This window comes from Actinoplanes sp. NPDC051537, assembly GCF_055586105.1.
Genome location: NZ_JBVJIU010000015.1, coordinates 209,392 through 232,643, shown reverse-complemented (window position 1 = coordinate 232,643; position 23,252 = coordinate 209,392). Strand labels below are relative to the sequence as shown.

General features: G+C 71.8%; 19 protein-coding genes. 7 read left to right on the top strand and 12 right to left on the bottom strand.

Features of this window, described 5'->3' with window-relative positions; translation table 11 throughout:
• The first annotated feature begins 32 nt into the window (after positions 1-32).
• On the top strand, positions 33-1,475 hold the full coding sequence (locus tag ACZ6TB_RS33695; protein WP_465561396.1) for a polysaccharide deacetylase family protein: 1,443 nt from the start codon (positions 33-35) through the stop codon (positions 1,473-1,475).
• Between the two features lie 14 nt (positions 1,476-1,489).
• On the opposite strand, the gene ACZ6TB_RS33690 is transcribed toward ACZ6TB_RS33695, so the two are convergent.
• Positions 1,490-2,296, bottom strand: coding sequence for an Fpg/Nei family DNA glycosylase (locus tag ACZ6TB_RS33690; protein WP_465561393.1), 807 nt, complete (start codon positions 2,294-2,296; stop codon positions 1,490-1,492).
• A gap of 77 nt (positions 2,297-2,373) precedes the next feature.
• Between ACZ6TB_RS33690 and ACZ6TB_RS33685 the strand changes: the two genes are divergently transcribed.
• The 4 genes from ACZ6TB_RS33685 (at position 2,374) to rocD (ending at position 5,879) form a co-directional block, all read left to right on the top strand.
• Entirely contained in the window at positions 2,374-2,973 is a 600-nt protein-coding gene (locus ACZ6TB_RS33685; protein WP_465561391.1) for an ATP-dependent Clp protease proteolytic subunit, read from the top strand.
• A gap of 97 nt (positions 2,974-3,070) precedes the next feature.
• A complete protein-coding gene (locus ACZ6TB_RS33680; protein WP_465561388.1) occupies positions 3,071-3,730 on the top strand; it encodes a hypothetical protein in 660 nt (219 codons plus the stop codon).
• Positions 3,731-3,882: 152 nt separating this feature from the next.
• Positions 3,883-4,671 (top strand): dimethylargininase, encoded by a 789-nt coding sequence (gene ddaH, locus ACZ6TB_RS33675; protein ID WP_465561385.1) that lies wholly within the window; start codon positions 3,883-3,885, stop codon positions 4,669-4,671.
• Positions 4,668-5,879, top strand: a complete 1,212-nt coding sequence (gene rocD, locus ACZ6TB_RS33670) for an ornithine--oxo-acid transaminase (protein WP_465561384.1) — start codon at positions 4,668-4,670, stop codon at positions 5,877-5,879. The genes ddaH and rocD overlap by 4 nt, the downstream gene beginning before the upstream one ends.
• Here the strand turns inward: rocD and ACZ6TB_RS33665 are convergent, their stop codons facing one another.
• Positions 5,880-7,034, bottom strand: a complete 1,155-nt coding sequence (locus ACZ6TB_RS33665; RefSeq protein WP_465561381.1) for an FHA domain-containing protein — start codon at positions 7,032-7,034, stop codon at positions 5,880-5,882.
• 124 nt (positions 7,035-7,158) lie between these two features.
• On the opposite strand from ACZ6TB_RS33665, the gene ACZ6TB_RS33660 reads away from it, so the two are divergent.
• Positions 7,159-7,953 (top strand): LppX_LprAFG lipoprotein, encoded by a 795-nt coding sequence (locus ACZ6TB_RS33660; protein WP_465561378.1) that lies wholly within the window; start codon positions 7,159-7,161, stop codon positions 7,951-7,953.
• Here ACZ6TB_RS33660 and ACZ6TB_RS33655 read toward each other — a convergent pair.
• On the bottom strand, positions 7,932-9,002 hold the full coding sequence (locus ACZ6TB_RS33655; RefSeq protein ID WP_465561375.1) for a 1-acyl-sn-glycerol-3-phosphate acyltransferase: 1,071 nt from the start codon (positions 9,000-9,002) through the stop codon (positions 7,932-7,934). The two genes, ACZ6TB_RS33660 and ACZ6TB_RS33655, sit on opposite strands and share 22 nt — an antisense overlap.
• Entirely contained in the window at positions 9,002-9,850 is an 849-nt protein-coding gene (locus ACZ6TB_RS33650; protein WP_465561373.1) for a patatin-like phospholipase family protein, read from the bottom strand. Before ACZ6TB_RS33650 ends, ACZ6TB_RS33655 begins: the two co-directional genes overlap by 1 nt.
• Before the next feature lie 55 nt (positions 9,851-9,905).
• Here ACZ6TB_RS33650 and ACZ6TB_RS33645 point away from each other — a divergent pair, with 55 nt between their 5' ends.
• Positions 9,906-11,267 carry a serine hydrolase domain-containing protein gene (locus ACZ6TB_RS33645; RefSeq protein WP_465561370.1) on the top strand — a complete coding sequence of 454 codons (1,362 nt, stop codon included), beginning with the start codon at positions 9,906-9,908 and terminating at the stop codon, positions 11,265-11,267.
• Positions 11,268-11,997: 730 nt separating this feature from the next.
• Here ACZ6TB_RS33645 and ACZ6TB_RS33640 read toward each other — a convergent pair.
• The 8 genes from ACZ6TB_RS33640 to ACZ6TB_RS33605 all read right to left on the bottom strand — a co-directional run bounded on the left by ACZ6TB_RS33640 (position 11,998) and on the right by ACZ6TB_RS33605 (position 23,097).
• Complete coding sequence (locus ACZ6TB_RS33640) at positions 11,998-13,359, bottom strand: chitinase (RefSeq protein ID WP_465561367.1); 1,362 nt, start codon at positions 13,357-13,359, stop codon at positions 11,998-12,000.
• A gap of 73 nt (positions 13,360-13,432) precedes the next feature.
• Positions 13,433-13,924 (bottom strand): hypothetical protein, encoded by a 492-nt coding sequence (locus ACZ6TB_RS33635; RefSeq protein ID WP_465561364.1) that lies wholly within the window; start codon positions 13,922-13,924, stop codon positions 13,433-13,435.
• 248 nt (positions 13,925-14,172) lie between these two features.
• On the bottom strand, positions 14,173-17,313 hold the full coding sequence (locus ACZ6TB_RS33630; RefSeq protein WP_465561361.1) for a cyclic nucleotide-binding protein: 3,141 nt from the start codon (positions 17,311-17,313) through the stop codon (positions 14,173-14,175).
• 224 nt (positions 17,314-17,537) lie between these two features.
• Positions 17,538-19,166 (bottom strand): S1C family serine protease, encoded by a 1,629-nt coding sequence (locus ACZ6TB_RS33625; protein WP_465561358.1) that lies wholly within the window; start codon positions 19,164-19,166, stop codon positions 17,538-17,540.
• A 39-nt stretch (positions 19,167-19,205) separates the two neighbouring features.
• A complete protein-coding gene (locus ACZ6TB_RS33620) occupies positions 19,206-20,783 on the bottom strand; it encodes a sensor histidine kinase (RefSeq protein ID WP_465561355.1) in 1,578 nt (525 codons plus the stop codon).
• Between the two features lie 8 nt (positions 20,784-20,791).
• Positions 20,792-21,505 (bottom strand): response regulator transcription factor, encoded by a 714-nt coding sequence (locus tag ACZ6TB_RS33615; protein ID WP_465561352.1) that lies wholly within the window; start codon positions 21,503-21,505, stop codon positions 20,792-20,794.
• A gap of 72 nt (positions 21,506-21,577) precedes the next feature.
• Positions 21,578-22,339, bottom strand: coding sequence for a lysophospholipid acyltransferase family protein (locus ACZ6TB_RS33610; RefSeq protein WP_465561349.1), 762 nt, complete (start codon positions 22,337-22,339; stop codon positions 21,578-21,580).
• On the bottom strand, positions 22,336-23,097 hold the full coding sequence (locus tag ACZ6TB_RS33605; RefSeq protein ID WP_465561346.1) for a GNAT family N-acetyltransferase: 762 nt from the start codon (positions 23,095-23,097) through the stop codon (positions 22,336-22,338). The genes ACZ6TB_RS33610 and ACZ6TB_RS33605 overlap by 4 nt, the downstream gene beginning before the upstream one ends.
• Positions 23,098-23,252 lie beyond the last annotated feature (155 nt).

The window sequence follows — 23,252 nt, the reverse complement described above, 5'->3', positions numbered from 1 at the left end:
CGCCAGATCTTGCGACACGGTAGAGATGCACCATGTCGCCGCATTCCCTCCGATCCCCGAGCCCGGCGTCCGGCGACGTCGCCGAGGCGGGCGGCCGTCATCGCCGCTCCGAGTCGCTCGCGGACACTCGCGGATCGGCCCCGGAATTCCGGGTCAGCACCCTGCTCGAGGACGGCGCCTGGGTGCCCGGACCGCGGTCGGCGCGGCACCATCGTCCCGCCGCCCCCGCTTCCCGCGCCGCTTCTTCCGCTGCCTCTTCCGCCGCCTCTTTTGCCGCGGCGCCTCGCAGCGTTGCCCGGCGCGCCGCCCGCGCTCGCCACGCCGCCCATCGCGCCCCGGCCGGCACCCGGCCGCCGCTCACCGGCAGCCACCGCGCGCCCGGCACGCTGCCGATCGAGTCCTGGCTGCTGATGGGCAAGAAGCGCCAGCAGGTGCTGCTCGCCTCGCTGGTCGCGCTCGGCCTGCTGCTGATCGCGGTGCCCGGCGCCCGCGCACGTGACGGCGTCGGCGCGGTGAACGCGGCCGCCCAGCGGGCCATCGGCGTCCACTCCACCCAGACCAAGAAGAACCCGTCCGGCGGCAGCAAGAAGGCCTCGCAGAAATCTTCGAAGGCCAACGACGCCCCCGCCGCGCCGGCCTCCACCGCGCCGGCCCCCGCCACCGGCGGCAACGTCCCCGTCCTCGAGGCGACCGCCCCCTCCGAGCGCCACATCCCGGGCGCCGGCCCCGGCAACTCGCTGCGCACGACGGGCTCGGCCGCGGTGGCGCTCACCTTCGACGACGGCCCCGACGCGGTGCAGACCCCGCGGATCCTCGCGCTGCTGGCCAAGTACCAGGTCAAGGCGACGTTCTGCCTGGTCGGCCAGCAGGTGCAGAAACACCCCGAGATCGTGCGCGACATCGTGGCCGCCGGGCACACGCTCTGCAACCACACGTGGGACCACAGCCTCACCATCGGTAAGGACAAGCCCGAGGACATCAAGGCCGACCTGGAGCGGACGAACGCCGCAATCCGGGCCGCCGTGCCGGACGCGAAGATCCCGTTCTTCCGGGCGCCCGGCGGCAACTTCACCGACCGCCTGGTCGGCGTGGCCGCGACGGACGACATGACCTCGCTCTACTGGCAGGTCGACCCGGCCGACTGGGACCACAAGACCGGCGAGACCGACGCCGCACACACCGAGCGCGTGATCGCGGAGATCAAGAAGCACGTGCGACCGGGGTCGATCATCCTCTCGCACGACTTCAACCAGCCCGACACGATCGCCGCGTACGAGAAGCTGCTGCCCTGGCTGAAGGACACCTTCACGCTCGGCATCCCGGCCCGGCCGGCGACGCCCGCGACGACGGCCCCGACCACCGCGCCGACCACCCCCGCTTCGACGCCGGCCACTCCCGACCCGAACGCCACGGTCACCCCGTCGGCGCCCGCGCCGCCCCCGACCGACGGCGACGCCGCCGCGGACGCCCAGTAACCCCGTCGCCCGCGCTATTTCTGGCAGACCGGGCACCAGTACAGGTTTCGGCCGGCCAACGGCCCCCGGGCCACCGCCGTCCCGCAGACCAGGCACGGCTGGCCCGGCCGGCGGTAGACGTAGACCTCACCCCCGTGCCGGTCGACTCGCGGCGCCCGCCGCATGGCCTCGGGCGTGTGCCGCGTGTGCACCGTGTCGATGCGGCCGCGGGCCACGCCCTCCTTCATCAGCGCGCGCAGGTCCGTCCAGAGCGAGTCCCACTGGTCCGGGGTCGTCGCGCGACCCGGCGTGGTCGGCGCGAGGCCGGCCCGGAACAGCACCTCGTTCGCGTAGATCAGGCCGCAACCGGCCACGATCGACTGATCCATCAGCAGGGCGAAGATCGGCTTGCTGCTCGCGCGCACCCGGCCGCCGGCGACGTCCGGCGCGGCGTCGTCACGCAGCGGGTCGGCGCCCAGCCGGTCGCGCAGCAGCTGGGCCTGCGCCGGGTCGAGCACCTCGCACGCGGTCGGCCCGCGCAGGTCGAGCCAGTGCGCGTCGGCGATCACCCGCATCCGCACCTGGCCGACCGGCGGCGGCACGGGCGGCTCGCCGTCGCTGAACTTTCCGTAGAGTCCCAGGTGGACGTGCACGCTGAGGTCGCCGTCGTAGTGGTGGAGCAGGTGTTTCCCGTACGCCTCGGTGTCGCGCAACCGGCGCCCGTCGATCAGCGCCGCCCCCGCCGCGAAGCGTCCCTGCGGGCTGGAGACCGTGAGCGTCCGCCCGGCGAACAGCTCTCGATGCCGCCCGGCAAGGCGGTGAATGGTGTGTCCCTCTGGCACGGGGAGCAACGGTAACCGCGGTTATGCCCAGAGGGAAAATGCTGGGTGACGGCGCTCATCTGCGGAAAGCTGGGGTCATGAGTGTTGACGAGTTGACGATGCGCGGCGGCGCTTCCTTCGATGACCAGATCTTCGAGCGGCTCCTTCGGGAGCGCATCATCTTCCTCGGCAGTGAGGTCAACGACGAGGTCACCAACCGGATCTGCGCGCAGATGCTGCTCCTGGCCTCGAACGACAGCACCCGGGACATCGCGCTCTACATCAACTCGCCGGGCGGCTCGATCAGCGCCGGCATGGCGGTGTACGACACGATGCAGTACATCAAGAACGACGTGGCCACGATCGCCCTCGGCATGGCGGCCTCGATGGGTCAGTTCCTGCTCTGCGCCGGCACCGCCGGCAAGCGGTACGCGCTGCCCCACGCCCGGGTGATGATGCACCAGCTCTCCGGCGGCATCGGCGGCACCGCGGCCGACATCGCCATCCAGGCCGAGAGCATGCTGCACGTCAAGACCGTGATGAACGAGCGGATCGCGTTCCACACCGGCCACACCGCCGAGGAGATCGAGCGCGACGCCGACCGCGACCGCTGGTTCACCGCGCAGCAGGCCCAGGAGTACGGCCTCGTCGACCACGTGATCAACAAGGCCTCCGACGTGGTGTCGCTCCCGGCCTAGAACGGCGCGTGAGCCGGGCGGTCAGCCACGGTGTGTGCGCGAACGGCGTTCGGGGTATAGGCGATTCATCCCCCGAATCGTCAAGGAGGTGCTGGACGTGAGGATCCCGACGTTCTCCCGCCAGACCGAGACCGACACACCGGAGGCGGAACGCCCGGCTACGGCGAGCGCCGCCTCGGCGACCAATGCCGAGACTGCCCGGCGCGAGGCCGCGGCCAACGCCGAGACTGCCCGGCGCGAGGCCGACAAGGCGCAGCGCGACGCCGTCCGGGCCCGTCACGACGAGCCGATCACCGAGGAACTGCCGCCGGCGCCGGCGCGCGCGGACCGCACCGTCCCGCCGCCGCCCCCGCCCTCGACGGTCTCCCGTCCGGTTTTTCCGAAAGATGAGACGAAGGAAGAGACCGAGCGGACGCCGGTCGTCACCGGGCCGAAGCCGCGGGCCAGCCTGCTCGCCACCCTGGGCCTGATCCTCGGCGCCGCCTCGGTGCTGCTGGTGCTCTCCGGGCCGCTGCTCGGCTGGGGCATCGGCGTGGCCGGCCTGGCGCTGGTCCTCTCGCTGAGCGGCATCCACGCCACCGGCAAGCGGCACGTGGCCGGCAAGACCGACGCGCTGATCGGCATGGTGCTGGCGCTCGGCGCGATCGTGCTCGGCGTGCTGGCCCTGACCGGCTCGCTCACCTGGCTGGGCACCGACACCAACAACGTGCCGGCGCTCCGCGAGTGGCTCGACGCGCACACCGTGAACCGCTTCTGACGGCGGGAAAGCGGGATTGGGCGGCCCCAAGTGGGCCGCCCTTCGCGTACGCAAGAAATCGCCGTTGAATTTAAGAAGCACGCAAGATTCGAAAGCGGCACGCAGGGTTGAGCCATGGTTCCGTGACATCACCCGGCCCTAGCGTTTCAGTCATGCGCCGATACCTCATGTGCCGCCCCACCCACTTCGCGGTCACGTACCGGATCAACCCGTGGATGGACCCCACGGCGCCCTACGACAACGCGCTCGCGATCCGGCAGTGGGAGACGCTCCGGCAGACATATCTCGACCTCGGCCACACCGTCGAGCTGATCGAGCCGCTGCCCGGCCTGCCCGACATGGTGTTCGCCGCCAACGGCGCGACCGTGGTCGACGGCCGGGTGCTGGCCGTGCAGTTCCGGGACGCCGAGCGGGCTGACGAGGCCCCGGCCTACGCCGCCTGGTTCCGCGAGCGCGGCTTCGCGGTCACCGAGCCCAAGCACACCAACGAGGGCGAGGGCGACATCCTGCTCGCCGGCGACATCCTGCTCGCCGGCACCGGCTTCCGCACCGCGCACGCCTCGCACGCCGAGACGCAGGAGGTGCTGCGCCGCCCGGTGATCACGCTCCAGCTCGTCGACCCGGCCTACTACCACCTGGACACGGCGCTCTGCGTGCTCGACGACACGAACGTCGCGTACCTTCCGTCGGCCTTCTCCCCCGGCTCGCAGGCCGTGCTGCGGCAGCTGTACCCGCACGCGGTCATCGCCAACGAGGAGGACGCCGCGGTATTGGGCCTCAACGCGGTGAGCGACGGCCGTACGGTTGTCCTGCCGACACAGGCCACCCACCTGGCCGCCGAGCTCAGCGCGGCCGGTTACCAGACCGTCGGGGTCGACGTCTCCGAGCTGCGCAAGGCCGGCGGCGGACCCAAGTGCTGCACGTTGGAGGTGCGGGGATGACAAGCGTGGACATGCGTACGCCCGGGGCGCTCGAGGACGCCGAGCGGTGGACGGCGCACAACTATCACCCGCTGCCGGTCGTGATCGCCGAGGCCGAGGGCGCCTGGGTCACCGACGTCGACGGTCGCCGTTACCTGGACTTCCTGGCCGGCTACTCGGCGCTGAACTTCGGCCACCGGCACCCGGGGCTGATCGCGGCCGCGCACGCCCAGCTCGACCGGGTCACGCTGACCAGCCGGGCGTTCGTGCACGACCAGTTCGCCGAGTTCTGCCACGAGCTGGCCGACCTGTGCGGCAAGGAGCTCGTGCTGCCGATGAACACGGGCGCCGAGGCGGTCGAGACGGCGATCAAGGTGTCCCGGGCCTGGGGTTACCGGGTCAAGGGCGTGGCCGACAACCAGGCCGAGATCATCGTGGCGTCGGACAACTTCCACGGGCGTACGACGACGATCGTCAGCTTCTCCACCGATCCCGACGCGCGCGACGACTTCGGCCCGTACACCCCGGGATTTGTGATTGTTCCCTACGGTGACCTGGCCGCCCTGGCCGATGCGATCACGCCGAACACGGTCGCCGTGCTGATGGAGCCGATCCAGGGCGAGGCGGGCGTGCTGGTGCCGGCCGAGGGCTACTTCGCCGGCGTGCGGGCGCTCTGCGACGACCACAACGTGCTCTTCGTGGCCGACGAGATCCAGTCCGGCCTCGGGCGTACCGGCAAGACCTTCGCGATCGAGCACGAGGACGTCGTTCCCGACATGTACGTGCTGGGCAAGGCCCTGGGCGGCGGCATCGTGCCGGTCTCGGCGGTCGCCGCGAACCGGGACGTGCTCGGCGTGCTCAAGCCCGGCGAGCACGGGTCGACCTTCGGCGGCAACCCGCTCGCCTGCGCCGTCGGCGTCGAGGTCGTGCGGCTGCTGGCCACCGGCGAGTTCCAGCGCCGCTCGGCCGAGCTCGGCGAGCGCCTGCACGCGGGGCTGAACGCGCTGGTCGGCAAGGGTCTGGTGGCGGTGCGCGGGCGCGGGCTGTGGGCCGGCGTCGACATCGACCCGGCGCTGATGACCGGCCGTCAGGCCTGCGAGCGGCTCGCGGCGCGCGGCGTGCTGGCCAAGGACACGCACGGCTCGACCATCCGCCTCGCGCCCCCGCTGGTGGTCACCGGCGAGGAGCTGGACCACGCGGTGGCCCAGCTCGCCGCGATCCTGGTGTAGCTACCGCTCGAACTTGCGCAGGGCCATCGTCGGCGCCTCGCCCATCACCGACTGGGGTTGGACGACGCCGCCGGTGGCCCACAGCTTCGAGCGGCCCACGTTCACGCCGGCGTAGAGCTCGACCACGTCGTTGGCCGCGAGCACGCGGGTCTCGTTGCGGCCGAGCGTGATGCGCTCGTCGTCGTCCAGCGAGCCGCCCGGGCGGATGCCGGTGCCGTTGGTGCTGACGTCCTGCGCGGTCAGTGTGCCGTCCGGGTGCAGCGAGAGCCGCACGTGGCCGCGGCTGATCCACTTCCGGGCGTCCTCGGTGAGCCACTGGCCGAGCATGACGCCCTTGCCGCCCTCGGGGGCCCGGCCGATCACGACCGGCGCCTCGGTCGAGACGACGAAGCGCTGCCGGACGACGCCGTCCACGCGTACCGACAACACCTCGACCGCCGGGCGCGGGCCGACGTCGCGCAGCTTGGCGCCGTGCCGCGGGCAGGTCGGCGCGCCGGACCGGATGGACGGCGGCGGCTGGGCGACCGGGCTGGTGAACGTGCGCATGTCGGCGAACGGGCTGTCCGGGTCGCCGCCCTGGCCGAAGCTCGTGCAGTTGGACTCCGGGCAGGCCCAGACCCGGGCGAGCATGCGCTCCCCCATCGGCGAGCGGTCGTACTGCTTGGCGGGGTCGCCGCGACCCACCCGGGACACCAGCACCGGGTTGCCACCCTCGCCGGCGATCGCGGCGAGCAGACGGCCGGGCTCGTCGATCCAGGCGCGGCGGGAGCGGAACTGATCACCACGCGTACGGGTGAGCACCGGCACGCCCAGCAGCTCGGCCACCTCGAGGACCCGGTCGTCGAGCACGGGCACCACCTCGACCTTGCCGTCGTCGGCCCAGCGGCGGATGACCATCCGCTCGTTGGAGGTGAGGTCGGTGTCCGACAGCAGGCCCCGCGGGGAGACCACGTAAACCGGCACATTCTCCTCGGCGAGGTACGCCGACAGGGCGTCGACGACCAGGCCCAGACGCACGGAGCTGGCCGGCCGGCCGCCGTCGAGGTCGGCATAGCGCACGATCTCGGACAGGTCGACCACCGCGCGAGCCAGCGCCGGATCGGTGCTCAGCCGCGCCTCGATGGCGTCGAGGACCTTGCTGACCTCGAATCTCACGTGACCTCCCTATTTTGCCTCCCCCATAATGCCGCGTCACCAGGCGTCGTTTGCCCACCGGGGGCTTTGGGGACATTCAAGTCGATCAGCCGTTGGCTCTTCACGACGTCAGGGAGGACGGGAAATGCGGACACCACGGCTCGCCGGGCTGGGTCTCGCGACGATGGCCACGGTCGCCTTTGCGGTGGCCGGGTGCGGTGACAACAACACCGCCACATCGTCGACGGCTCCCAGCAGCGGCGCGACCCCCAGCGCCGGCAGCTCCGCCGACCCCGCGGCGGCGGCCAAGCTCTCCGCCGCGGTCGAGCAGCTCGACCAGACCAGCTTCACCCTCACCGCTTCCTCGGGCTCCGGCTTCAAGCTGACCGGCGACATCGACGCGCCGAACGGCAAGGCGTCGGCGGCGCTCACGGCGAGCGGCCCGAACGCCGAGATCAACATCAAGACCCTGCTGATCGGGCAGGACCTGTACGCCCAGGTGCCCGGGATCACCAAGGCCGGCACCTGGACCCACCTGGACGGCTCCCGCCTGCCGGCGAACGCGAACATCGGCCTGCGGCCCGGCCAGATCGATCCGGTCGGCACCGCCGACCTGATCAAGGCCACCACCGACGTCAAGGCGACCAGCGACACGAACTACTCCGGTTCGGTCGACCTGTCGAAGGCGGCCGGTCTCGCCGGCCTCGGCCAGATCACCGTCGCGGCCTCCGCGGCCTCGGCCGCACCGGTCCAGAACGTGCCGTTCACGGCCACGCTCGACGACCAGGGCCGGCTCTCCACGCTCACCATCGACCTGCCCCAGGGCGAGCCGCTGCAGGTGACGTACGCGAACTGGGGCAAGCCGGTGACCATCACCGCGCCGGCCGCCAGTGAGATCACCGAGGCGCCGGACAGCTTCTACAGCTCGCTCGGCTCCTGAGTTCGCCGGCGGGCGGTCCAGTCCGTGCTCAGCGGACGGGCCGCCGGCCGGTTCTCCTCGATCCACGAATCGATCCGGGCCCACCAGTCGTACAGCCAGACCACTCGCTCCTCCTCGTCGGCCGGCACCTCCTCGGGCGGCACGCTCCAGAACCGCATGATCAGCTGCTTGTCCATCGGCAGCTCGCGCCACATGTCGGCGACTGTCATCATCCGGTCGAGCCCGGTGTGCGCCACGAAGATCACGCCGGCGTCCGGCGCCGCGTCGATCGCCGCGGAGAGGCCGCCCGGCTTCGGCGGCAGCAGGTTACGCAGGTTCTCGGCCCGCTCGGCCATGTCGGACAGTCCGCGGGCCCGCAGCCAGGCGATCGCCTTGATCCGCCGGCGGGGCGTGAAGTTGCCGCCCTCCGGGAAGATCACGAAGGCGTCGTTGTCGTCCAGGCCGTCGGCGAGCTCGCCGACCTCCTGCTCGAGGTTCTTCGCGGCCGACCGCCCGGGCGAGATGAACCGGCTCGGCAGCCGGTTGAGCAGCACGTCGATCGTCGGGTCCCACTGCAGGGTCGCCTTCAGCACGATCCGCGGCTCGCGGTCGAACCAGTTGACCAGCCCGTGGATCAGGATGAACGAGTCGCCGGGGCCGGCGTGCCGGCTCACCACGATCTCGGGACGGCCCGGGATGGCCGTGTCGGGGTCGGTGCCGACCACGTCCACGGTCAGGTGCAGCGACCAGCGGGCCAGCCAGAACAGCACGCCCAGGAACCGGCCGGTCAGCACGTAGTGGGCGCGCTGGAAGGCCGGGTTGCGGATCTTCCAGCCGAAGCCGGAGGCCACCCACAGCACGGCCAGGGCGACCAGGGCGGCCGCGTCCCATACCACGTAGACGATCGCCAGGAAGACCAGCCGGGGCACCCGCAGGTGGCCGGGCACCAGCGGCGAGGCGGCGAGCGCCAGCAGCAGCCAGACCGGCAGCGTGGTGAGCAGGCCGACCGCGAGCAGCACGACCGCCGGCGCGAGGATCAGCCGGCGGACCCAGACCGGCGGCAGCGGCATCAGTGCCCGCCCGGCAGCGGGTTCACGTTGGCGTGCAGATATCGGCGGGACGCGGTGTAGGCGCGGCTGATCCGGCGGCCGACCGCGGCCATGTCGCGGTACGCCCACGGGCTGTCGTCGCGGCCCTCGCCGCCGCCGCTGGGGAGCACGTGCACGCGTACATCGTCGGGCAGCGAGGCAACCTCGCGCGCGAACCGGTGCCGCCGGGCGATCTCGAACGCCACCTGAGCCACCTCCCACGGCCGGCGGGGCACGGTGAGCGGACGCTCGATCCGGCCCACCTGGAGCACGAAGATCAGCTTGGCGCCGACCCGGACGGCCTCCCCGATCGGGATCGAGTTGACGATCCCACCGTCCACATAGTGCTCTCCCCCGATCTCCATGGGCGGCAGCAGGCCGGGCACGGCCGACGAGGCCACCACGGCGTCGACCAGCGGGCCGCTGTCGAACCAGTGCTCGGCGGCGCGCTCGATGCTGGCCGCGCAGCAGCGGAACGGGATCTTCAGGTCGGCGAACGTGGTGTGCTCGCCGAGCTCGCTCTCCAGCAGGCGGCGCAGCGGCAGCGGCGAGTGCAGGTGGGTGCGGGCCGCGAACCGGCGCATCTGCCGGCCGATCGAGTCGCCGTAGACCGTGGCCGCCTCGGGCGAGGTCCAGAGCCGGACCAGCCGGTCGGTGATGGCCTCGCTCGGGTCGGCCGCGACCAGGGCGCCGTTCACCGCGCCGATCGACGTGCCGACCACGACATCGGGGCGGAAGCCGGCCCGGAACAGCGCACGCAGCATGCCCACCTCGACCGCGCCGAGCACACCGCCGCCACCGAGCACGAACGCCACCGGACTGTTGACCATGGCTTCATCCTGGCACGAGAGGACAGAACCGCCGCGCCATGTCATCATCGTCGCCGTGACTCTCGCCCGCCGCACGCTGCTGAGCAGCGGTCTCGCCGCGTCCGCCGCCGTGCTCACCGGATGCGGCCGATCGGGCGGTTCCGCGGCGCCGACCTGGGCCTCGCCGGTCGGGGACACCGAGCCGCTCGCCTCCACGCCCCCCTCAGCCTTACGGGCGCCGTCCTCCTCATCGGCGTCCCCGGCTTCCTCGGCGTCCCCGGCTTCCTCGGCGAAGGCCAACGCGTTCCCGTACGGCGTCCGAGTCACCGAAACGCTGACCAAATACCTCAAGCCGACCAAGGACAACCCCAAGCATCCCGGGTACGCCGGGGCGGTCGCCCTCGTGGCCCAGGACGGCAAGCCACAGTTCACGACGTCGGTCGGCCACGCCCTGCGCTACGGCGCCGGCCCCGTGGACCTGCCCGCCGCCAAGCGCGTGGCCATGCGTACCGACTCGATCTTCGACCTGGCCTCGCTCACCAAGGTCTACACCGCGATCCTGACCCTGCAGCTGGTCGACCAGGGCAAGGTCGCGCTGGACGCCCCGGTCCAGCGGTACCTGCCCGACTTCACCGGCGCCGGCAAGGACAGGGTCACCGTCGCCATGCTCCTGGCCCACACCTCCGCGCTCCCGGTCGGCGCCAAGGTCACCGGCATGGCGACCAACGCCGCCCGCTGGAAGTCGGTCATGTCCACGCCCCTGGTCGCCGGCGGCGTGCCCGGAACCACGTTCCGCTACTCGAGCGTCGGCCTCATGGTGCTGGGCCGCCTGGTCGAGAAGATGACCGGCAAGTCCCTGGACAAGGCCCTGCGCGACAACCTCACGACGCCACTGGGCCTCGAGAGCACCGGCTTCCAGCCCTTGAAGTGGGTGCCCGCGTCGGCCAAGCAGCGCCTGGTGGCCACCGACGCCCGTACCTCCCGCGGCCTGCTGCGCGGCACCGTCCACGACGACGTGGCCAACATCCTCGGCGGCGTGGCCGGCCACGCCGGCGTCTTCGCCACCGCCCAGGACGTGGCCGTGATCGGCCAGATGCTCCTGAACGGCGGCACCCACAACGGCCGCCGCATCCTGTCGGCGGACGTGGTCAAGCAGATGCTCACCGACGTCAACAAGGGCAAGCCGGCCATCGACGCCGAACGCCCCGGCCGCTCGGCCGACCACGGCCTCGGCGTGGAGATGAACCAGCCCTGGTTCATGGGCAAACTGGCGTCCCCGACCAGCTTCGGCCACACCGGCTTCACGGGGACGTCGCTGCTGGTGGTGCCCGCCCGCCGCATGGTGGTGGTCCTGCTGACGAACCGCGCCCACCCCAACTGGTCGTGGTCCAACCCCGACGTTCACCGCGTGGCCGTGCACAACGCGATCGCGGGGTAGCGTCGGCTCTCTGCCACCCCGGTTGCCGCTGTGACCGTTCCCCACCCCGTTCACTGGGTGGGGCAACGCTAACGGCCGGCTACGACACTTTTTGCCGGCTGCCCACAGGGGCGGCGCGGATCGCGGTGGCTGGGCTGCGAAGTGCTGGGCGACCGGGGCGCCGTGTGGCCGGGGCTCAGTGCGGCCGGGCTCAGTGCGGCCGGGCTCAGTGCGGCCACCCACCGTCTCGCCTGGCTGGGCTGGGCGGCCATGGCCCGGGCGCCGCGTGGTCCGGCTTGAGTTGGGGCGCTCACTCTCAGCGCGGCCCGGGCGTTGAATGACCGGTCTCAAAGCGTCACCCACCGTCTCGCCCTGGCTGGGCTGGGCGGCCATGGCCCGGGCGCTGCGTGGCCGGGCTCAGTGTGGCCACTCACTGTCTCTGTGACCGTTCCCCACCCCGTTCACTGGGTGGGGCAACGCTACGGCCCGGCTATGACAATTCTCGTCGGCTGTCCACAAGGGGCCGCCGGCGCGGTGCGTGGCCGGCTGGTGGGGGCCGCCCGCTCTCTGCAGGGAGAGCTGCCCACGGGCCCGGCGTTGCATGGTCGGCCCGTTGGGCCACTCAATGACACTGCGATTTCTCCGCCCCCGCGATTTGCGCGAATTAACCGCTCTGCGAGTCACCCTTTTTAGATCTTGGAGAGTTTCTGCTCCTGGGGCGCACAAACTCTCCAAGATCTGAGCGGCGGGGCTACGGGAGCGATTTCACGTACGCGCCGTTCTGGTTCTGGAACTCCCAGCCGTAGTACTTGTCCCAGTTGATGCTCCACGTCATGAGGCCGCGGAAGTTGGGGTTCGTGCCGCTGCGTGGGGTGTATCCGCCACAGTTCGCGCCGCTCACCAGGCAACCGACCGCCTGCTGGATCGCGGACGGGGCGATGTAGCCGTTGCCGGCGCTCACCGAGCTCGGCGCCCCGAAGGCGATCTGGTCCTCGCGCAACGCGGGGAACATGTTGGCCGTGTTACCGGCAACGGGGAAGCCGGCCATCATCATGTCGGTCATGGCGATGTGGAAGTCGGCGCCGCCCATCGAGTGGTACTGGTTGTCGAGGCCCATGATCGAGCCGGAGTTGTAGTCCTGGACGTGCAGGATCGTCAGGAAGTCGCGGACCGCGTAGATCACCGGGAGGTACGAGCCGGCGCGCGGGTCCTGGCCGCCCCACGGGCCCGAGCCGTAGTACTGGTAGCCCAGCTGGACGAAGAACGTCTCGGGGGCCATGGTCAGCACGAAGCCGGCGCCGTAGCGGGACTTGAGGGACTTCAGGGCGCTGATCAGGTTGACGATCACGGGGGTGGTCGGGTTCTTGAAGTCGGTGTCGCCGGTGTTCAGCGACAGCGAGTGGCCCTCGAAGTCGACGTCGACGCCGTCCAGGCCGTACCTGTCGATGATGGCGCTGACCGAGCTCACGAACTTGTCGCGGGCGGCGGTGGTGGTGAGCTGCACCTGGCCGTTCGCGCCGCCGATGGAGAGCAGCACCTTCTTACCGGCCGCGCGCTTGGCCCGGATGGCGGCGATGAAGTCGGCCTCGGACTCGACGCCGGGGCACTCGGTGGCGGGGCACAGCGTGAACCGGATGTCGCCGGAGGTCGCGCTGGTCGGCTCGCCGAACGCGAGGTCGATGATGTCCCAGTTGGCCGGAACGTCGGCCATGCGCAGGTAGCCGGAGCCGTTGGCGAAGCTCGCGTGCAGGTAGCCGATCAGGGCGTGCTTGGGGATGCCGGTGGCCGGGATGGAAGTCGGCGGCGCGGTTGTGGGCGGCACGGTTGTGGGCGGGGTGGTCGTCGGCGGGGTCGTCGACGGCGGCGGCGTGGTGGGGGGCGTGGTGCCACCGCACGCGCCGTTGTCGGCCCAGACATCCCACTGGCCGGAGTGCGTGGCCGGGGACTCGTTCTGGGTCCACCACTTGGCGGCGTAGTTGTGGCCGTTCTGCGAAGCGGAGTTGCCACCGACGTAGACGGCGGTGGCGCTCCACGCGGGGGCGCAGGCGGTCGCGGCGCTGGCCGAGGAGGCGAGGTAGACGGTGGTGCCGGCGGCAGCGAGGGATACGACCATGGCGAAGATCATCGATCGGCGCATGGCCAATTATTAGGACTGTTAACTGTAAATGTAAATAGATGAACCCGGATCAGCTGTCGTGCGTCCACTCGGCCCGGTCGAGGTACCCGTCGTTGTTGTCGTCGTACATCTTCTTCTCGAAGAAGCCGTCGTGGTTCTTGTCGTACTCGGCGAAGTCGACCCGGTTGTCGAGGTCGGTGTCGTGGCCGATGAAGTCGACGTGGCCGTCGTGGTTGGTGTCGACCAGGATCTCGGCGCCGCCGTGGCCGTCGCCGAGGTAGGTCGCCCTGTCGAGATGACCGTCGCCGTCGGCGTCCACCCGGTTGTGATAGCCCTTCGGCGGCGGGGGCGCCAGATCGCGCACCGCCTGGCCGAGGTCGGCCGGGGCGTCGCCGAGCCCCTGGGAGACCGGCGGCAGTCCGTCCAGATCGGGATTGTCGCCGAAGCCGGAGCTGTCCCCGGGGGACCCGTGCGAGCCCTGGGCGAGGTTGCGCGCGACCATGCCGGCCGCGGTGCCGAACTCCGACCAAACACCGAGGTCGTCGCCGTCCTGTTGGGTCATCCCTAGACGATAGGGCCGTCAGTCCAGTTCTGGCATCGCCACCGGGTGTGGTCGTGGACGGCATGTCCCACATTGCACGGCATCGTCCACCACCAGGGCTTCCATCCGACGCCGCGAGTCCGAGTGGCTCACCTGAAGCAGATACGGCCCGAAGCGGGCGTGTTCGGCACAAACTCCGCGCCCGCAGAACCGGCAGGTCCCGCGCGCCGACTCGCTACAGAACCAACACTGCACACTACGGACAGTACCTATTCGGATGCCGAGGGTGCTATCCCCGAAGCGGCGGTCGTGGTGGTCGGCGGCGTCGTCGGCGTCGGCGTGGTGGTCGGCGGGGTCGTCGGCTGCGGGGGCGCGGTGGTCGGCGAGGTCGTCGGGTTCGTCGTACGGGTCGGCCGGGTCGTGGGTTGTGTCGTCGCCGGACGGGTCGTGGGCTGGGTGGTCGACTCGGTCGGCGCGGTGGTCGTGGTCGTGGCCTCGGTCGGCTCGGTGGTGGCCGGCGTGGTCGCGCTCGTCGACGGCGCGACGCTCTCGGTCAGCGACGGCTCGACGGTCGCCTCCTCGGACGGCAGCGGCTCCTCCGTCGGCGGCGTCGACTGGGACGGCTGGGTCACCGCGACCCCGTCCCCGCAGCTGAGCTGCGCGCCGGTCGCCTCGGTCGCCTTGCCGCCCACCAGCACCCGGCCGGACGAGACGGTCACCTTGTCGGGCTCGACCGAGAACCAGGACGCCGCCGAGGCGGACACGGTCCCGTCGGCGCGGTTCACGGTCAGCCGCAGCGGCTGATAGGCCCCGCTGGTGCTGGTCGTGTCGGCCAGCATCCGCCCGGTCTGGAGCGAGATCGCCCCGCGCGGGCTCTGGTGGCGGCCCGAGCCGACCGACAGGTCACCGACGGTCAGCCCTGTCCCGGCGCAGAGCACGCTGACCGCGCCGCCCGGGTAGGTGAGCCGGGCCGTCGACTGGACCGGGACCTCGATCTGGGCGCCGCTCGCGAGGTAGCGCCGGTCGCCGGGCTCGAGGGTCGCCACGTCGCCGTCCGAGGTCGCGTTGGCCCGGCCCTTGTCGACGGTGAGCAGCACTTTGTCGTGGGCCATCTCGGCCCAGGCCGGCCCGGGGCGGAAGCTCAGGCCGGTCAGCAGCAGCGCCAGCACGAGCAGCACCACGGTCAGCCACCACAGCCGGTTCTCGTAGCGGCGGTCGGCGGACTGGTCGTCGGGGCCGCCGGGCGGGCCGGGCGGGACGGCGAGCGGCGGGTACGCGTCGGGGGCCGGGGCGCCCGGACGAAGGCCACCGCTGACCGCGACCACCGGCATCGGCGAGCCGGGACGGTGGGTGGAGCCGACCAGCGGCGGCAGGTCGGCGGCGTCGGGGATGACCCACAGGCGTACGGGTGTGCGGCACTGCGCCACCGCGCCCGGGTTGCCCTCGCCCACCGGGCCGACCAGCGTGCCGCGGCGCAGCTCGATCCCCTCGCCCATCGCGATCACGCCGGACTCGACGACGACCGCATGGGTGGGCCCGTGCAGGATCACCGGCGCGCCCGGCTCGAGGTCGACCGGGTGCGCCGAGGCGATCAGCGCGAGCCGCTGGTCGACGGCGAGGGAGGCCAGCGCCGGGGTGTCGGCGAAGAGCGCCTCGGCCTCGGCCCGGTCCTGCGGCGGCGGCCCGGGCAGCGGCCCGACCACGGTCGAGATGGTCGCGCTCGGGATGTAGAGCAGCGTGGTGCCGGCCGTGTGCCAGTCGAGCTGGGTCGACCGCCCGGTGATCGCGTTGACCAGGCCGACGACGCCGCCGGGGCCGACGTGGTGCCGGATCGTGCCGGGCGGGTCGCCGGGGCGGCGGCCCTGGAGCGCGCCCTCGACGACGACGTAGACGGCGGGCTGGGAGCCGCCGGCCTGCACGACCTGGCGGCCGGTCGGCGGGTGCACCCAGCGGGCGCGGGCGGCCAGGCCGGCCAGCGCGGGCTCGGGCAGGCCACCGAGGTCGGAGGCGCGCAACGCGGCGAGGCGGCGCGGGCTGTCGGCCTCGCGGTCGTTCTCGGCGCGCTTCTGCCGGGACCGGCCCCACCAGCGGGTGATCCGGCCGAGCAGGAAGAAGACGGCGGGCGCGCCGAGGCCGAGCACGACGAGCAGGAGCAGCAGGGCGCCGAGCAGCCCCTCGTGCCAGAGGCCGGTGGCCAGGCCGGAGACGCGGTCGGAGAACACCCGGAAGGTCAGCACGGCGGCGAAGGCGAGCCAGGCGACGGCGAGGGCGCCGTACAGCGCGATGAGCCGGCCCTCGCGGTCGAGCGCGGACCAGCGCGGCGGGCGCCCACGCAGCCGGCCGCCGACCCAGGCCAGGCCCCGGGCGCGCAGCTGCGGAATCTCCAGCCAGTCCATCAGCAGGTAGTGCCCGTCGAGCGGCAGGAAGGGGCTGAGCTGGAAGAACGCGTTCAGATACCAGAGGAAGGCGATCTTGAAGGCGAGCCCGGAGAGCGCCGGCACGGCCAGGCCGCCGAGCTGCACGAGGCCGGCCAGGAACAGGGCGCTGCCGGGACCGGCGGCGGCGACCAGCATGCGGGCGCGGCGGCCGGCCATCCAGACGTCGGTGGTGTCGACGAAGAACGACGGGATGCCGAAGTAGAGGAGCAGGCCGGCGGCGGGCACCTCGCGCCCGGCGGCCTTGGTCGCCAGCGCCCGGCTCAGCTCGTGGGTGACCAGCACGATCACGTTGAGCACGACCAGCACGATCGCGCCCAGCAGATAGGAGTCGCCGGTCAGGAACAGCGACCGGCTGCCGCGCACCCAGGTGGTCACGAACAGGCCGAGGCCGAGCACGGCGAGCACGCCGGTGAGGGCGAAGGCCGGGGTGCCGAACATCAGCCGGCCGCCGGCCCGGTAGAGGGCCGTGATCAGGCTGTCGACGTCGAACGACACGGTGCGGCGGCCGCGGGCCATCCGCTCCGGCAGCGGCTTGCGGCGGGCTTCCTGGAGCGGGCGGAACGCGTCCATCGGGAGCTCGTCGAGCATCCGGTTGCCGGCCAGGTCGGCGACCACCCGGCGGACCTCGTCGGGGGCGAGCCGGCCGGCGATCCGGGCGAACTCGGCGACCAGCCGGGCCACCGTGCTCTCGCCGTCCATGAGCAGGGCGAGCTGCCACTCCTCGGGGGTGAGACGCAGATATCCGGCGCGGGCGCCGTCGTCCGGCGAGCGCAACATGATGTACGCGTCACCGCGCGCCGACGCGAGCTGAACGGCCTCGATGCCGGCGCGCAGCACGGGCCGCGCGCTCGCCGGGTTGAGGCGGTCGACGACGGCTCCCCACAACCCGGGGTCGACCGGTCCGCCCGGCTCACCCGGTGCGCGCCCGGCCAGGGCTTCCCAGACGTTCATCCGGGTCTCGACGTAGGTCACCTGAAAGGGCCCTTCGCTCCGCCAAGCCTCGTCGGGGCGGGCGCCGCCGACGGCGGATTGGAGAGTAGGCGGTCCACCTGGTCAAAGGCGAGTCTCGGGTGGCGAATCGTCAGGGTTGCCCCATAAGTTCGGGAAAGACGGCATAAGAAAGCGTGCGGCGGGGGGGGGGGGGAAGCCCCCCCCCCCCCCCCCCCCCCCCCCGCAGCGGGGAGGGATTTCCGGTCTCAGTTGGCTTCCGCCAGGGTGGCGGTCGCCTGCTTCTTCGCGCCGTTGCGGGTGTAGTCGATCGTCATCTTCTGACCGACGGCGCCGGCCTGCACGGCGGCGACCAGGTCGTCCGAGTCGTCGATCGGCTTGCCGTCGACCGCGGTGATGACGTCGCCCTGCTGGATGCCGGCCTTGGCCGCGGAGCTGTTCGCCGTCACGTTGCTGACCAGGGCCCCGCCGTTCTCCGCCGGCGTGACGCTGACGCCGAGCTGCGCGTGGCTGACCTTCTTGCCGGCCATCAGGGCGTCGGCCACCTGCTTGGCCTTGTCGCTCGGGATCGCGAAGCCCAGGCCGATGTTGCCCGAGCCCGAGCCCTGGGTGGCGATGGCCGAGTTGATGCCGATGACCTCGCCGTTGGTGTTGACCAGGGCGCCGCCGGAGTTGCCCGGGTTGATCGGGGCGTCGGTCTGCAGCAGGCCGGACATCGTGGTCGAGCCCGAGGACTGCTGCTGCTGGTTGCCGTTGCCGTTGCCGAACGGGTTCTGCGGGGTCTGCTGGTCCTCGCTCGAGGACTGGATGGTGCGGTCCTTGGCGCTGATGATGCCGGCCGTCACCGAGCCCTCGAGGCCGAGCGGGCTGCCGATCGCCAGCACCGTGTCGCCGACCTGCATCTTGGCGCTGCTGCCGAAGCTGGCGGCGTGCAGGCCGGAGACGCCGGAGGCCTTGACCACGGCGAGGTCGGTGCGCGGGTCGGTGCCGACGATGGTGGCCTGGGCCTTCTTACCGTCGGCGAAGATCACAGTGACCGTGTCGCCCTGGGCGGTCGCGACCACGTGGTTGTTGGTGACGATGTAGCCGTCGGCGGAGAGGATCACGCCGGAGCCCTCGCCCGACTCGGTGGTGATCGAGACGACGCTGTCCTGCACGCCGGCGGCGATCTGGGCCAGCGATGACCGGTCGACCACCCGGGTGACCGAGGAGTTGCTGGTCGGGACCGTCGGGCTGGACCCGTTGTCGTCGAAGGCCAGCGCCGTCGCGGCGCCGACCCCGCCCGCGCCGAGCGCGATCAGCACGGCGGCGGCGCCGGCCACGAAGATCTTGCGACCGCGGCCCGAGCCGGGCGGACGCTGGTCGCCGTCGACCGGGGCGGCCCAGGCGGGCTGGCCGTCGGTGGGCTGCCAGCTCTCGTTGCCCTGCCAGATCGGCGGCTGGCCCTCGAGCGCGGGCTGCGTCTGGGTGGCGGTGGCGCCGCTCCAGGCGCTCTGCTGCGGGTAGGCCTGGTGCTGCTGGGCCTGATGCTGCTGGGCCTGGTGCTGCTGGGCCCACTGCTGGTAGCCGTAGGGCTGCTGGTAGCCCGCCTGCTGCCAGGGCGACTGCGGGGCCTGAGGCGGCTGCGGCTGCTGCGGCCACGGCGTGCCGGCGGCGGGGGCGGCCGACTGAGGAGCGGCGGCCTGAGGAGCGGCGGCCTGGGGAGCAGCGGCCTGGGGAGCAGCCGGCTGCGGGGCACCGGCGGCGGGAGCGCTCCACTGCGCGTTGCCACCGTGCGGCTGGACGGCGACCGTCGGCTGCTCAGACTGTCCCCGCTCCGGGCTGCTGCCCTCAGAGGAAGCGCTCTCGGTCCGCGGTTCGGTCTCGTTCTCGTTCATGTCCACCACCTTGCCCCGCCGCGCTCGTACCAGACTGTGTTACGGCTGGATGTTTTCTGTGAAGCTTTTGTCGGGGTTTAGGGTGGGCAAAGTGACCCGGAACGTCGCTCCCTGGCCCTTCTGACTGATCACCTCGACGGTTCCTTTGTGCGAACGCACGATCGCCGCCACGATGGCCAGCCCCAATCCGGTGCCGGTCGCGGCCCGTTCGATGCGCCGGGTGCGGGCCTCGTCGGCCCGGTAGAACCGCTCGAAGACGTGATCCTTCTGCTCGTCCGAGAGCCCGGGACCGGTGTCCACGATCTCGACCACGGCCCGGTTGCCGGGCTCGGCGAACAGCCGCAGGGTCACCGACGCGTCCGGCGGGGTGTGCACCAGCGCGTTGGTCATCAGGTTGCCGATCACCTGGCGGAGACGGGCGTCATCCCCGTACGCCACCAGCCGTTCCGCCTCGTCTCGGATCTCCAGCTTGATCTCGCGCTCGGGCGCGACCGCCTCGGCCGCCTGCACCGCGTCGAGCGCCAGCACCGGCAGCTCCACCGGGGCGAGGGTGAGCGGCCGCTCCCGGTCGAGCCGGGCGAGCAGCAGCAGGTCCTCCACCAGCAGGCCCATCCGGGCGGCCTCGTCCTCGATCCGGCGCACCAGCTTGGCCACGTCCTCCTGGTCGGCGACGGCGCCCTGGCGGTAGAGCTCGGCGAAACCGCGGATGGTGGTCAGCGGCGTGCGCAGCTCGTGCGACGCGTCGGCCACGAACTGCCGCATCTTGGCCTCCGACGCCAGCGCCCGGGCCTCGGAGAACTGGGCCGCCTCGGCCGCGTCGCGGGCCGCCTGCTCGGACTGGGCGCGGGCGATGAACGCCGCCTCGATCTGGGCGAGCATCGCGTTGAGCGCCCGGGACAGCCGGCCGAGCTCGGTGGTGGGATCACCGCCGCCGTCATGGTCCTCGGGGTCGGGCACGCGCTGGGTGAGGTCGCCGGCGCCGATCGCGGCGGCCGTGCGCTCGATCTGCAAGAGCGGGATGAGGCTCTGCCGCACCAGGGCGGCGCCGACCGCGGCCAGCGCGATCAGCACGCCGACGCCGACCAGGATGTCGGCCCGCACGAGCTGGGCGATCGACTCGTCGATGCCGGTCATCCGCTGCCCGACGTAGAGCACCGTGCCGTTGTCGAGCCGCACCATGAGCATCCGCCACAGGTACTTCCCGTTGGTCGAGCGCACCGTGTACGGCGTGTTGGCGTGCGCGTCGATCTCACTGACCGTGGTCGGGAACGGCGGCTGGTCGGCGGCGGCGAGGCTCTTCGGGTAGACCGGGCCGAAGCCGGTGGTCGTCTTCTGCGAGGCCATGTAGTCGGGTGGCCCCAGCACCGTGTAGCGGAGGCTCATCGTCTGGTCGTTGGCCTCCGAGGCGGCCACCAACGCGCCCGCGAAGGTGCGCAGCTGGTCGTCCATCCGCGAGATCAGGTAGGTGTGCAGCGCGAACGTGCTGGCCAGGCTGATCAGCGTGAGCGCCGCGAAGACCAGGACCAGCACGGAAGCGACGAGCTTGGTGCGCAGCGACACCCGACGCAGGTTGGGCTGCGGCGGGATCGTGTTGCGCACCCGCTCGGTCAGCGTCATTGCCGGCCTCAGACGGCGGGTTTGCGCAGCACGTAGCCGACGCCGCGCAGGGTGTGGATCAGACGCGGCTGCACGTTGTCGACCTTGCGCCGGAGGTACGAGATGTAGGACTCGACGATGTTGTCGTCGCCCCGGAAATCGTACTTCCACACGTGGTCCAGGATCTGCGCCTTGGACAGCACGCGGTTGGCGTTGAGCATCAGGTAGCGCAGGAGCTTGAACTCGGTCGGCGACAGCTGCACGCGCTGGCCCGCCCGGTAGACCTCGTGCGTCTCCTCGTCGAGCTCGAGATCGGCGAAGACCAGGCGCGAGGGCTCCTCGTCGCCCTGGGTCGTGCGGCGGAGCACCGCGCGGATGCGGGCCGTGAGCTCCTCGAGGCTGAACGGCTTGGTGACGTAGTCGTCGCCGCCGAGCGTGAGGCCACGAATCTTGTCCTCGGTGCCGTCACGAGCGGTCAGGAAGACCACCGGGGTGCGCTGACCGCCCTCGCGCATGAGCCGGATGACCTCGAAACCGTCGAGGTCGGGCAGCATGACGTCGAGAACGACCAGGTCGGGAGCCGCGTTCTTCGCCGCGCTGACGGCAGCACTGCCACTGGTCGCGGTGCTGACGTCGAACCCGGCGAAGCGCAGGCTGGCGGAGAGAAGCTCCAGAATATTCGCGTCGTCCTCGACGACGAGGAGCTTCGCCTCACTCTGCTTGGGCTGGGTCTGAGCGGCCATGCAGCCAATTGTTTATCAGCCCGCTGCACTTACGCTGCACAGCGGCTGAAAGTTGACTGGGAAAATATTCAGCTAGGCTGCCAGGCGATACCCAGACGGGCCGAGCGAGGACTGCACGGCGCGGGCCAGGGTGCGCCGGTCGGCGTCGTCGCCGGGGCGCAGGGCGGGGGCCGTCACGATGGTCACCGTCAGCGACCGTAGCGCGGCCACCCGGCGTACGGAATCCCAGAGGGTGTCGTCCCCGATGAAGGCCGCCGCCGTGGTGTCGTAGCCGATCGACGCGGGCACGACCGGCGCCTTGGCGTCGATCGCGGCCTGGAACAGCGCCGGGCGGAACCGGCCCTGGTTCGCGCCGCAGAACGTCGTGCCCTCGGGGAACGCCGCGACCGTCCGGCCCGACCGCAGCGCGGCGGTCACCTCGGCCACCGTGGTCGGCAGCGCCTTCGGCCGCGACCGGTCGATGAAGATCGCCCCGGAGAGGCCGGCCAGCGCGCCGATCCCCGGCCAGGCGCCGACCTCACCCTTGGCCACCAGCCGGACCGGCGCCACCGCGAGCAGCACCAGGATGTCGAGCCAGGAGACGTGGTTGGCGGCGATCAGGCTGCCCGGGCGCAGCGCCGGTCCCTGCCGGACCAGCTTGATCCCGAGAACCGCGAGCATCGTGCGGGCCAGGCCGCGGAGCGCGGCGCCACGCAGGAGCGGCACCATCAGGAAGCCACCGACGAGTACGCCGGCCAGCGTCACCATCCGCAGAGCGGCCAGGCCGCGCGGGGCATGCGCGTCGGCGCCGTCGCGGCACTGGTCGCCGCAGCCGGAGACGGGTTGCCACATCATCGCGCCGCCCCCAGGAAGTGCCGGCGGTACCGCGGGTCCATCCGGTCCATCGAGAACAGCACGTAGAAGTCGGCGCAGTTGAAGTCCGCGTCGTAGGCGGGCTCGCCGCAGACCCAGCTGCCCAGCCGCAGGTAGCCCTTGAGCAGCGCGGGCGGCTGCGCCTTGGGGTCGCCGACCAGTTCGTTGCGCAGCAGCCAGTTGTCCCGGGGCGTGACCCGCAGCGCCGGCGGCGCCAGGTGCTTGGACTGCACCCGGGCCCAGACGCCGGCCGCGGTCGCCCCGCCGTCGGCGAGCGGCACCGAGGCGCAGCCGCCGAGCCAGCGCAGGTTCTTCAGGTGCAGGTAGCGGGCGATGCCGGCCCACATCAGGTTGACCACGGCGCCGGTACGGTGGTCCGGGTGCACGCAGGAGCGCCCGGTCTCGACCAGCTGGTCGCGCAGCGGGCGCAGCCCGGCCATGTCGAACTCGCCGTCCCCGTAACGACGTCCGGCCCGTTCGGCGGCCCGGGGTGGAAGCATCCGATAGGTGCCGACGACGGCGCCGGTCGCGTCGTCGCGCACGATCAGGTGGTCGCAGAACTCATCGAACTCGTCGATGTCCCGGCCCTCGACGGCGCCGTGCAGGCGAGCGCCGAGCTCGCCGGCGAAAACGTCGTGACGCAACCGCTGGGCGGCGGCGACCTGATCGGGGTCGTCGGCGAGGAGCAGCGTGTAGCCGCTGGTCCCGGTCGATGCGGGGGCGGTCAGGAGAACGCTCATGTGATCTGTGTAAGGGCAATACCTGCCGATGGAATGTCGGCTTTGGTGTGGAGTCATGGCCGAAACATGAACGCCTTGTGCTTCGCGCCACGGGGCACCAAGCATGGCGGCCGCCTAGTACGTTGATCCCTTCACCACCAGGCCCGGAAGGGAGC

What these genes read in the sequence shown, in the direction of transcription:
- ACZ6TB_RS33695 (WP_465561396.1), top strand. Translation starts at nt 33, where the DNA reads ATGTCGCCGCATTCCCTCCGATCCCCGAGCCCGGCGTCCGGCGACGTC.
- ACZ6TB_RS33685 (WP_465561391.1), top strand. Translation starts at nt 2,374, where the DNA reads ATGAGTGTTGACGAGTTGACGATGCGCGGCGGCGCTTCCTTCGATGAC.
- ddaH (WP_465561385.1), top strand. Translation starts at nt 3,883, where the DNA reads ATGCGCCGATACCTCATGTGCCGCCCCACCCACTTCGCGGTCACGTAC.
- rocD (WP_465561384.1), top strand. Translation starts at nt 4,668, where the DNA reads ATGACAAGCGTGGACATGCGTACGCCCGGGGCGCTCGAGGACGCCGAG.
- ACZ6TB_RS33660 (WP_465561378.1), top strand. Translation starts at nt 7,159, where the DNA reads ATGCGGACACCACGGCTCGCCGGGCTGGGTCTCGCGACGATGGCCACG.
- ACZ6TB_RS33655 (WP_465561375.1), bottom strand. Translation starts at nt 9,002, where the DNA reads ATGCCGCTGCCGCCGGTCTGGGTCCGCCGGCTGATCCTCGCGCCGGCG.
- ACZ6TB_RS33650 (WP_465561373.1), bottom strand. Translation starts at nt 9,850, where the DNA reads ATGGTCAACAGTCCGGTGGCGTTCGTGCTCGGTGGCGGCGGTGTGCTC.
- ACZ6TB_RS33640 (WP_465561367.1), bottom strand. Translation starts at nt 13,359, where the DNA reads ATGGTCGTATCCCTCGCTGCCGCCGGCACCACCGTCTACCTCGCCTCC.
- ACZ6TB_RS33635 (WP_465561364.1), bottom strand. Translation starts at nt 13,924, where the DNA reads ATGACCCAACAGGACGGCGACGACCTCGGTGTTTGGTCGGAGTTCGGC.
- ACZ6TB_RS33625 (WP_465561358.1), bottom strand. Translation starts at nt 19,166, where the DNA reads ATGAACGAGAACGAGACCGAACCGCGGACCGAGAGCGCTTCCTCTGAG.
- ACZ6TB_RS33620 (WP_465561355.1), bottom strand. Translation starts at nt 20,783, where the DNA reads ATGACGCTGACCGAGCGGGTGCGCAACACGATCCCGCCGCAGCCCAAC.
- ACZ6TB_RS33615 (WP_465561352.1), bottom strand. Translation starts at nt 21,505, where the DNA reads ATGGCCGCTCAGACCCAGCCCAAGCAGAGTGAGGCGAAGCTCCTCGTC.
- ACZ6TB_RS33610 (WP_465561349.1), bottom strand. Translation starts at nt 22,339, where the DNA reads ATGATGTGGCAACCCGTCTCCGGCTGCGGCGACCAGTGCCGCGACGGC.
- ACZ6TB_RS33605 (WP_465561346.1), bottom strand. Translation starts at nt 23,097, where the DNA reads ATGAGCGTTCTCCTGACCGCCCCCGCATCGACCGGGACCAGCGGCTAC.